The sequence below is a fragment of the Sphingomonas sp. genome, assembly GCF_051962185.1.
Lineage (GTDB): Bacteria > Pseudomonadota > Alphaproteobacteria > Sphingomonadales > Sphingomonadaceae > Sphingomonas.
Window position 1 is genome coordinate 1 of record NZ_JBQCCN010000089.1, and the last position, 9,273, is coordinate 9,273.

A 9,273-nucleotide genomic window follows, 5' to 3' on the forward strand; every position below is an offset into this window, starting at 1 on the left:
CCTCGCTCTCATCCGAAAGCTCGCTCTCAACCTCCTCAGACACCACCCAGACAAAGGATCCATCAAAGGCAAAATCAAACGAGCCTCATGGAACGACCACTTCCTCTTCAGCCTCCTCGCTCAAATGCGATAGCCCTGCCCGCCATGGGGAGGTGGCAGGCGCAGCCCGACGGAAGGGGAGGAAGCACTGTACTAGGGTCCGGACCCATAAAGAGGATTCCCAAGGGGAGTGAGGGATGATTCAATGCCTCGGGTGAGGAGGCGTTGGGAATGGCGGGTTTATTCTGGTTTTCGGACGCGCAGTGGGCACGGATAGCGCCGCTTTTGCCGACAGATACGCGAGGGATGCCGCGGGTAGACGATCGACGGGTGCTGTCGGGTATCGTCCATGCGCTGCAGTCAGGCGGGCGGTGGGGCGACTGCCCCGAGCAGGTCTATGGGCCGAAGAAGACGCTCTACAATCGCTTCGTGCGCTGGGCCGAGCGAGGAGTGTGGGAGAGTATCTTCGCAGCGCTCGCGGGTGCGGAGGACGCGCCCGACCGGCTCTTCATCGACAGTAGCTGCATCAAGGTCCACCGCACCGCCGGCGGCGCAAAAGGGGGGCCTTGGCTAATGCTATCGGCCAGACGCGTGGCGGCCGGAACACCAAACTCCATGCCATCTGCGACAAGAGGGCAGGCCGCACGTCCTCCTGCTGACCCCCGGCAACGTCCATGACATGCGCGTCGCCAAAGCTTGTATCGCGGCCATGCCACCATCCGCCGAACTCGTCGCCGACAAGGGCTATGACAGCAACGACTTGCGCGCTTGGCTCGCCGAGCGCGGCACCACCGCCGTCATCCCGCCCAAACGCCACCGCCGAACCAAGCTCGACTGCGATCCCGCCATCTACAAACAGCGCAACGTCATCGAGCGCATGTTCTGCCGCTTCAAGGACTGGCGTCGCGTCGCCACGCGCTTCGACCGCAACGTCAAAACCTTCATGGCAACCATCGCCATCGCCGCCACCGTCATCTGGTGGTTATGAGTCCGGACCCTAAATGGATCGCCGACCGCCCCCTCCGCCGCCTTCGGCGCCACCTCCACCTGGCGGGGGAGGATCGAAGGCCGTCAACCGAGTCCGAGGGAATGTGGATATCCCTATCGATCACCCAAGGCGAGCGGGGGTGGATTCATCTTTCCCGCTGTGCTTAAGGCCCTCCCATTCTCTTTCTTCGAAAACCCGAGAGAAGGCCCCTTCATGAACATCCACGAATACCAGGCCAAGGAACTGCTCGCGAAGTTCGGCGTGCCCGTGCCCGCCGGCTATGCCGCGATGACCGTCGACGAAGCGGTCGAGGCCGCGAAGAAGCTGCCCGGGCCGCTCTATGTCGTGAAGGCGCAGATCCATGCCGGTGGCCGCGGCAAGGGCAAGTTCAAGGAATTGGGCCCCGACGCCAAGGGCGGCGTCCGCCTCGCCAAGACGCTCGATGAGGTTCGCGCAGCGGCAGCCGACATGCTCGGCAACACGCTCGTCACCGTCCAGACCGGCGAGCACGGCAAGCAGGTCAACCGCCTCTACGTCACCGACGGCGTCGACATCGCCAAGGAATTCTACCTCGCGGCGCTGGTCGACCGCGTCACCGGCCGCGTCGCGTTCGTCGTCTCGACCGAAGGCGGCATGGACATCGAGACCGTGGCGCACGACACGCCGGAGAAGATCCACACGTTCGACGTCGACCCCGCGACCGGCTTCATGCCGCATCACGGCCGCGCCGTCGCCAACGCGCTCGGCCTGACCGGCGACCTCGCCAAGCAGGCCGCATCGGTCGCCGGCAAGCTCTACGACACGTTCCTCGGCACCGACGCCAGCCAGATCGAGATCAACCCGCTGGCGGTCACCGACGACGGCAAGCTGATGGTGCTCGACGCCAAGGTCGGCTTCGATTCGAACGCGATGTTCCGCCACAAGGACCTGCTCGCGCTGCGCGACGAGACCGAGGAGGATCCCGCCGAGCTCGAAGCGTCGAAATACGACCTCGCCTATATCAAGCTCGACGGCGACATCGGCTGCATGGTCAACGGCGCCGGCCTCGCGATGGCGACGATGGACATCATCAAGCTCAACGGCATGTTCCCGGCCAACTTCCTCGATGTCGGCGGCGGCGCCAACAAGGAGAAGGTCACCGCGGCGTTCAAGATCATCCTGAGCGACCCCGCGGTGAAGGGCATCCTGGTCAACATCTTCGGCGGCATCATGCGCTGCGACATCATTGCCGAGGGCATCGTCGCGGCGGCGAAGGAAGTGAATTTGAGCGTGCCGCTGGTCGTCCGCCTCGAAGGCACCAACGTCCAGCAGGGCAAGGACATCCTGGCCAATTCGGGCCTGGCGATCGTTCCTGCCAACGATCTCGGCGACGCGGCACAGAAGATCGTCGCGGAAGTGAAGAAGGCGGCTTGATTTTTCCCCTCTCCCGTCGGGAGAGGGTTGCGTAGACTTGGGTCTTGCGCAGCAAGGCCCTAGTCGTAGCTGGGTGAGGGGATCACCCTATCGAGAGCATATCCCCTCATCCAAGCTCGGCTAGGCAGCGAGCTGCCAAGCTGCGCTATCCTTCTCCCTCTGGAGAAGGTTTGGACTACCTCCTCCTCTCCTCCCCGGGAAAGGAGTTGGGACCACAGGAGTGGATGGAATGAAAGTCTTGGTGCCGGTCAAGCGCGTGCTTGACTACAACGTGAAGCCCCGCGTGAAGGCGGACGGGACGGGGGTCGACCTGGCCAACGTCAAGATGTCGATGAACCCGTTCGACGAGATCGCGGTCGAGGAAGCGATCCGCCTGAAGGAAAAGGGCGTCGCGACCGAGATCGTCGCAGTGTCGATCGGCGAGGCGAAGTCGCAGGAAACGCTGCGCACCGCGCTGGCGATGGGCGCCGATCGCGCCATCCTGGTGCAAACGGACGACAAGGTCGAGCCGCTCGGCGTCGCCAAGATCCTCAAGGCGATCTGCGACGAGGAACAGCCGGGCCTGGTGATCCTGGGCAAGCAGGCCATCGACGACGACAACAACCAGACCGGCCAGATGCTCGCGGCACTCACCGGCTGGGGCCAGGGCACCTTCGCGTCGAAGGTCGAGGTCGAAGGCGACAAGGTCTCGGTGACCCGCGAAGTCGATGGCGGCCTCGAGACCGACAGCTTCACGCTGCCGGCGGTGGTCACCACCGACCTGCGTCTCAACGAACCGCGCTACGCCTCGCTGCCCAACATCATGAAGGCGAAGTCGAAGCCGCTCGCGACCAAGGCGCCGGGCGATTACGGCGTCGATGTCAGCCCCCGCCTGACGACCCTCAAGGTCGTCGAACCGGCCAAGCGCACCGCCGGCGTGAAGGTCGCCGATGTCGATGAGCTGGTCGCCAAACTCAAGGCTCTGGGAGTTGCCAAGTGAAGACGCTCGTCTGGGTTGAGCATGACGGTTCGGCCGTCAAGGATGCCACGCTTTCCGCGGTGACCGCCGCGTCGAAGCTGGGCGAGGTCCATCTGCTGGTCGCCGGCCAGGGCGTCGACGGCGTCGCCGCCGCCGCCGCCAGGATCGCCGGCGTGGGCAAGGTCCATGTCGCCGACGACGCAGCCTATGCGCATGCGCTGGCCGAGAATGTCGCGCCGCTCGTCGCCGAACTGATGGGCAGCCATGACGCGTTCGTCGCGCCGGCCACCACCAACGGCAAGAACATCGCGCCGCGCGTCGCCGCGTTGCTCGACGTCATGCAGATCAGCGACATCCTGTCGGTCGAAGGCGAGGATACGTTCACGCGTCCGATCTATGCCGGCAACGCGATCGCCACCGTTCAGACCAGGGACGCCAAGAAGGTCCTGACCGTGCGCGGCACCGCGTTCGAGAAGGCCGCGGCCGAGGGCGGCAACGGCGCGATCGAAAAGGTCGCCTCGACCGGCGACAAGGGCGTGTCGACCTTCGTCAATGCCGAGATCGCCAAGCTGGAACGCCCCGAGCTGACCAGCGCCAAGGTGATCGTCTCGGGCGGCCGCGCGCTCGCCTCGAGCGAGAACTTCCACACCGTGATCGAACCGCTCGCCGACAAGCTCGGCGCCGCGGTCGGCGCGTCGCGCGCCGCGGTCGATGCGGGCTACGTCCCCAACGACTATCAGGTCGGCCAGACCGGCAAGATCGTCGCCCCCGAAGTCTATATGGCGATCGGCATCTCGGGCGCGATCCAGCATCTGGCGGGCATGAAGGATTCGAAGACGATCATTGCCATCAACAAGGACGAAGACGCGCCCATCTTCCAGGTCGCGGACATCGGCCTGGTCGGCGATCTGTTCAAGATCGTGCCGGAGCTGACATCGAAGCTCTGACCGCGCGAGGCGCGTAGCCGGTGGCTACGCGCCGGTGCGAACATGCGAAGCGAGGAGCGCACACGCGGGCACGGCCGGCGGCGCTCCGGCGCCGACCGACGACGACGCGGGACTTGCTCCCGCGTCGTTGCTGTTTGGAGGAAGCGAGGCGTGGTAATCCACCTCCGTCCCCGCCGGCGGAGTCTGACCCATGCCGTTGTTGCTGCTCGCACTCGCTGCCGCGTGCCCAACCGAACCGCGCACGCCTGCCGGGCTGCGGCAAGCGGAAGACCGCTGGGTCGCCGCGCTCGAAGCGCGCGACGGCGCGGCCCTCGCCTGCCACCTCGCACCGGACTTCGCCGACAATAACTGGCAGGGCGTGATCGTGCGCCGTACCGACATGCTGGCCCGCCTCCCTCAACGGCCGTCGTCCCGCCTCCAGCTCAGCGAAATGACCGCCCGCGTCGAGGGCGCGACCGGTATCGTCCGCGGCCTCAACACCCAGATCGCGCCCGATGGAAAGGTCGTCGGTCGCGTTCGCTTCACCGATATCTTCCTCTGGCGCGCGGGCCGCTGGCAGGCGATCGCCGCGCAAGAAACCGTGGTGGCGGCGCCCGCCCCCTAATTCGTTGCAACGCGCTTGCTCGCGGCCGAGGACGGCCGGACCGGTTCGCTCTCGTCGCGCGCTAAGCGGACCCGGCCCGCCGATGGGCATCCACCGTCGCGATGATGGCTTCGAGATTGGCGCGACTGGTATAGCGCTCCGCCACCACCAGCGCGCATCGGCCGGTGACCATCAGGAAAAGGCGCGACCCGACGCATGCCGCGCGATCCATCGTCGACCATTTGTAGATGGTCCGCGTGGTCGGCGTTTGGGCGACGATGCCTTCCGGATCGAAGGACATATAGATGTCCTGGCTCCGCTTGAGCGACCGCAAGGCCGGCCCGATCATGAATAGCCAGGTCAGCCAGAAGGCGGCAAGCGCAACGATCACATAGTCGCTGGACAACAACCCGATGACGATCAGGACGATCAACGCCGCCGCCAGAGAATAACAGGTGAGCAACGTCCCCCGCGAGCCCAAGCGGAAACTGATGATCAGCGAAGCCCAGAACAGATCGGCCCGGGTCAGGCGATAGGGACCGATGGTATCGAACGTCAGCGGCTCACGGTCTATCGCGTATCGTGACCCGGTCAACGATCGAGACGAAGCGACAAGCCGTAAAAAGTAAGCCCCGTCGCACGATGTGCGGCGGGGCTCCCTAGGACGATCCTACGCACGAAGCGTCTGATCGTCTAAATGCTCTCTCTTTCGTTCAAGCTGGTAATCAACGCTCGATACGGGCGATCGGTTCCCGCGCCCCAAAAAAATCAATCGGTCCCCAGCGGCTTGGACGGCGGGGCCTCGTTCTCGGGCAGCGGCGGGATCGTCCGCAGCACCAGGCCCGCGACCAACGCGACCGCGCCCAGTGCGATGCAGAACCAGGTCACGCCCGGCCAGCCCGCGCGGGTCCAGGCGATTCCACACAAGGAACCCAGCACGCTCGACCCGGCGTAATAGAAGAACAGATAGAGCGCCGCCGCCTGCCCCCGGCGCCCGAGCGCGCGGCGGCCGACCCAGGCGCTGGCGATCGAATGCGCGCCGAAAAAGCCGATCGTGACCACGCCGATGCCCGCCACGACCAGCGTCAGCGGCTGCGCCGCGGTCAGCGCGGTCCCGGCAATCAGCAGCACGACCGGCATCCAGAAGATGCGCCGCCGCCCGAACCGTCCGGCCACGCCGCCGAACCAGGCCGAGCTCCACGAGCCGAGCAGATAGAGCAGGAAGATCGCGCCGACCGCGGCATGGCCCAATCCGTACGGCGCCGCCATCAGCCGGAACCCGGCATAATTGTAGATGCTGACGAACACGCCCATCAGCACGAACGCCTCCAGGAACAGGAGCGGCATGGCGCGGTCGCGGAACAGGCCGACGAACCCGCGCGCGACCTCCCCCGGCGGCGGCGCCGATCGTACGAAATGTCGCGATTCGGGAGCGAGCCGGCGGAACGCCTCCGCCATCACTAGCCCCGCCACGCCGACCAGCGCCACCGCGCCGCGCCAACCGGCGATGTCGGTCAGCAGGCTCACCCCGAGCCGTCCCGCCATCCCGCCGATCGCACTGCCGCCGATATAGAGACCCATCGCGGACCCCACCGAGGCATGATCGACCTCCTCGCTGACATAGGCCATCGCGACTGCCGGCACGCCTGCCAGCGCGACCCCGGTCAAGAAGCGCAGGGCGAGCAACGCCGGCCAGCCCGGCGCTGCCGCGGTTGCCAGGCTGAACGCGCCGGCCAGGAACATCGCCGCGACCATCATCGGCCGCCGCCCCCAGCGATCGGACAGCGCGCCCGCGACCAGGATGCCGATCGCCAGCGGCCCCGTCGCCAATCCAACCGCCAGACTAGCGGCTTCCGCGCTCAGGTGAAAATCGTGCGCGAACAACGGCAGCAAGGGCTGCGCCGAATAGAGCAGCGAAAAGGTAGAGAAGCCGGCGAACAGCATCGCCAGTGTCAGCCGGCGATAATCGGGACTGCCTTTCGCCAGCGCCATTTAGAACCCGCCGAGCAAGCTCGCGACGTTCGCCCCCAGCGCGTCGACCGCATAGCCACCTTCCATCACGATCACGGTGGGTAGCCCCGCGGCGGCGATGTCGGCGGCGAGGATGGCATAATCCGGCGTCTCGAGCCGGAAGGCGGAGATCGGGTCGCCGGCATAGGTATCGGCGCCGAAGCTCACCACCAGCAACTCGGCGCCGAAATCGGAGATCGCGCGCAGCGCCCGCGCCTGGGCGGTACGAAACGCGCCGAGCGTGGTGCCCTGGGGCAATGGCAGGTTGAGCGTCGCGCCGAGCCCCTCACCCTCTCCCCGCTCGTCTTCATGGCCCCAATAGAAGGGATAATCGGTCGCCGGATCGGCGTGAAGCGAGGCGTAGAACACGTCGCCGCGCGTCCAGAAGATGTCCTGCGTGCCGTTGCCGTGATGATAGTCGATATCGAGGATCGCGACGCGTCGCCTGCCCGCGTCGCGCGCCGCCTGGGCCGCGATCGCCGCGCTGTTGAGATGACAATAGCCGCCGAAATAGTCGGCGCCGGCATGATGGCCGGGCGGACGGCACAACGCAAAGGCGGCACGCTCGCCGGCCAGCACCGCGTGCGTCGCGGCGAGCGCCGACTGCGCGCTCCAATAGGCACTTTCCCAGGTTTGCGGCGTGATCGGGGTCGCGGCGTCGAAACCATATTGCCCGATCAGCGCGTCGATCCGCTCGAGCCGAAGCGGCCGCCGACCGACCACCGGCCAGACATAACCGACGACATCGCCCGGCCGCCCCGCCTCCGCCCAGCGCGCTGCCGCGGTCTTGAGGAAGGCGACATAGCCCGCGTCATGCACCGCCAGGATCGGGTCCTCGCCGCGATCCGCGGGCGCTTCCGCGCTCGCGATCGCCGCGAGGATCGACTGCGCGCGCGACGGCTTCTCGGCATAATCGGTGAAACCGCCATTGTGCAGCTCGCGCTCGGGCGCGTGGTGCAATTGCCGAGAATCGAAGAATTTGCGCATTACTTCGCCACCTTGAGGACGGCGAACCCGGCCAGCGCGGACACGATCGATCCGGCGAGCACGCCGAGCTTGACCTGATCGATCATCGTCTCGCTGCCCGGGAAAGCGAGCCCGCCGATGAACAGGCTCATGGTGAAGCCGATCCCGCACAGCAAGGCGACGCCATAGACCTGGGCCCAGCTCGCGCCCTCCGGCGGGACCGCGAGACGCAACGCCGCGGCAAAGCGGACGCTGGCGAAGATGCCCGCCTGCTTGCCGAGGAACAGCGCCAGCGCGATGCCGAGCACCAATGGCTGGCCGAACGTCGCGAGGCTCATTCCCCCCAGCGACACGCCGGCATTGGCGAACCCGAACAAGGGCACGATCGCGAAGGCGACCCAGGGGCTCAGGGCATGTTCGAGCCGATGGAGCGGCGAATGGTCCTCGGTACCGCCGGGGATAAGCATCGCCGCGACCACGCCCGCGATCGTCGCGTGGATGCCCGACAGCAGCACCAGATACCAGAGCGCCGCGAATCCGATCAGGTACGGCCAGAGACTCTTCACGCCGGTTCGATTGAGGACCGCCATCGCCGCCGCCACCAGCACCGCGCCGCCCAAAGCCGCGAGCGCCAAGCCATGCGTGTAGAAGACCGCGATGATCGCCACCGCGCCCATGTCGTCGACGATCGCGACGGTGGTCAGGAACAATTTGAGCGACGCCGGCACGCGTGGCCCGGCCAGCGCCAGCACGCCGATCGCGAAGGCGATGTCGGTAGCGGCCGGGATCGCCCAGCCGCTCCGCACCGACGCCGCGCCGCCGGTGATCGCGAGATAGAGCAAGGCCGGCACCGCCATGCCGGCGAGCGCCGCGAGAATCGGCAGGCGGCGTTTGTCGGCGGAGGCGAGCTCGCCGCCGACCAGCTCGCGCTTGATCTCGAGCCCGACGAGCAGGAAGAACAAGGCCATCAGGCCGTCGTTGATCCACAGATGCACCGTCATCGGGCCGAGCTTGGAAGTCAGGACCGGACCGGTTTCAGCGTGGAGCAGATGGAAATAACCCGCCGCGAACGGCGAGTTGGCGGCGATCATCGCCAGCACGGCGGCGGCGATCAGGACGATCCCGCCGGCGGCTTCGTCCTTGAGGAAGCGCTGGAGGATGAGCCCGCGTTTGGTTGTTGCCACCGTTCGCCCTCCGTCATGCCGGTCATCTAAAGCTCCCCCCTTTAGGCAGGGCAATCGCATATGGAAATTTTCGATTCCGATCGTACACGAAGAGCCCCGTTTGGATTCGAAAATTGCAGGTCGCCGACGCGTCGGATTCGAAACATGCGCCCGAGCATCGATTTCGCGCCATATGCGATTGCCCT

The 9,273-nt window shown here is 66.3% G+C and carries 8 protein-coding genes and 1 pseudogene; 5 read left to right on the forward strand and 4 right to left on the reverse strand.

Annotated features, from left to right (window positions below; genetic code table 11):
• Positions 1-270: 270 nt before the first annotated feature.
• From ACTHJR_RS05395 to ACTHJR_RS05415, 5 genes and pseudogenes are all read left to right on the forward strand, one after another.
• Positions 271-1,027 (forward strand): annotated as a pseudogene (locus ACTHJR_RS05395) (IS5 family transposase).
• Between the two features lie 213 nt (positions 1,028-1,240).
• Positions 1,241-2,440 (forward strand): ADP-forming succinate--CoA ligase subunit beta, encoded by a 1,200-nt coding sequence (gene sucC, locus ACTHJR_RS05400; RefSeq protein ID WP_440522100.1) that lies wholly within the window; start codon positions 1,241-1,243, stop codon positions 2,438-2,440.
• Between the two features lie 229 nt (positions 2,441-2,669).
• Positions 2,670-3,419, forward strand: coding sequence for an electron transfer flavoprotein subunit beta/FixA family protein (locus tag ACTHJR_RS05405; protein ID WP_440522101.1), 750 nt, complete (start codon positions 2,670-2,672; stop codon positions 3,417-3,419).
• Entirely contained in the window at positions 3,416-4,345 is a 930-nt protein-coding gene (locus tag ACTHJR_RS05410) for an electron transfer flavoprotein subunit alpha/FixB family protein (RefSeq protein WP_440522102.1), read from the forward strand. Before ACTHJR_RS05405 ends, ACTHJR_RS05410 begins: the two co-directional genes overlap by 4 nt.
• Positions 4,346-4,535: 190 nt before the next feature.
• Positions 4,536-4,949, forward strand: a complete 414-nt coding sequence (locus ACTHJR_RS05415; protein ID WP_440522103.1) for a nuclear transport factor 2 family protein — start codon at positions 4,536-4,538, stop codon at positions 4,947-4,949.
• A gap of 61 nt (positions 4,950-5,010) precedes the next feature.
• On the opposite strand, the gene ACTHJR_RS05420 is transcribed toward ACTHJR_RS05415, so the two are convergent.
• From ACTHJR_RS05420 to nhaA, 4 genes are all read right to left on the reverse strand, one after another.
• Positions 5,011-5,523 carry a hypothetical protein gene (locus tag ACTHJR_RS05420; RefSeq protein WP_440522104.1) on the reverse strand — a complete coding sequence of 171 codons (513 nt, stop codon included), beginning with the start codon at positions 5,521-5,523 and terminating at the stop codon, positions 5,011-5,013.
• Between the two features lie 173 nt (positions 5,524-5,696).
• A complete protein-coding gene (locus ACTHJR_RS05425; RefSeq protein ID WP_440522105.1) occupies positions 5,697-6,920 on the reverse strand; it encodes an MFS transporter in 1,224 nt (407 codons plus the stop codon).
• A complete protein-coding gene (locus tag ACTHJR_RS05430) occupies positions 6,921-7,925 on the reverse strand; it encodes a histone deacetylase family protein (RefSeq protein ID WP_440522106.1) in 1,005 nt (334 codons plus the stop codon).
• Positions 7,925-9,088 carry a Na+/H+ antiporter NhaA gene (nhaA, locus tag ACTHJR_RS05435; protein WP_440522107.1) on the reverse strand — a complete coding sequence of 388 codons (1,164 nt, stop codon included), beginning with the start codon at positions 9,086-9,088 and terminating at the stop codon, positions 7,925-7,927. The genes ACTHJR_RS05430 and nhaA overlap by 1 nt, the downstream gene beginning before the upstream one ends.
• Positions 9,089-9,273: the final 185 nt, after the last annotated feature.

Coding starts and splice junctions, on each gene's coding strand:
- ACTHJR_RS05430 (WP_440522106.1), bottom strand. CDS start 7,925: ATGCGCAAATTCTTCGATTCTCGGCAATTGCACCACGCGCCCGAGCGC.
- ACTHJR_RS05405 (WP_440522101.1), top strand. CDS start 2,670: ATGAAAGTCTTGGTGCCGGTCAAGCGCGTGCTTGACTACAACGTGAAG.
- ACTHJR_RS05415 (WP_440522103.1), top strand. CDS start 4,536: ATGCCGTTGTTGCTGCTCGCACTCGCTGCCGCGTGCCCAACCGAACCG.
- ACTHJR_RS05425 (WP_440522105.1), bottom strand. CDS start 6,920: ATGGCGCTGGCGAAAGGCAGTCCCGATTATCGCCGGCTGACACTGGCG.
- sucC (WP_440522100.1), top strand. CDS start 1,241: ATGAACATCCACGAATACCAGGCCAAGGAACTGCTCGCGAAGTTCGGC.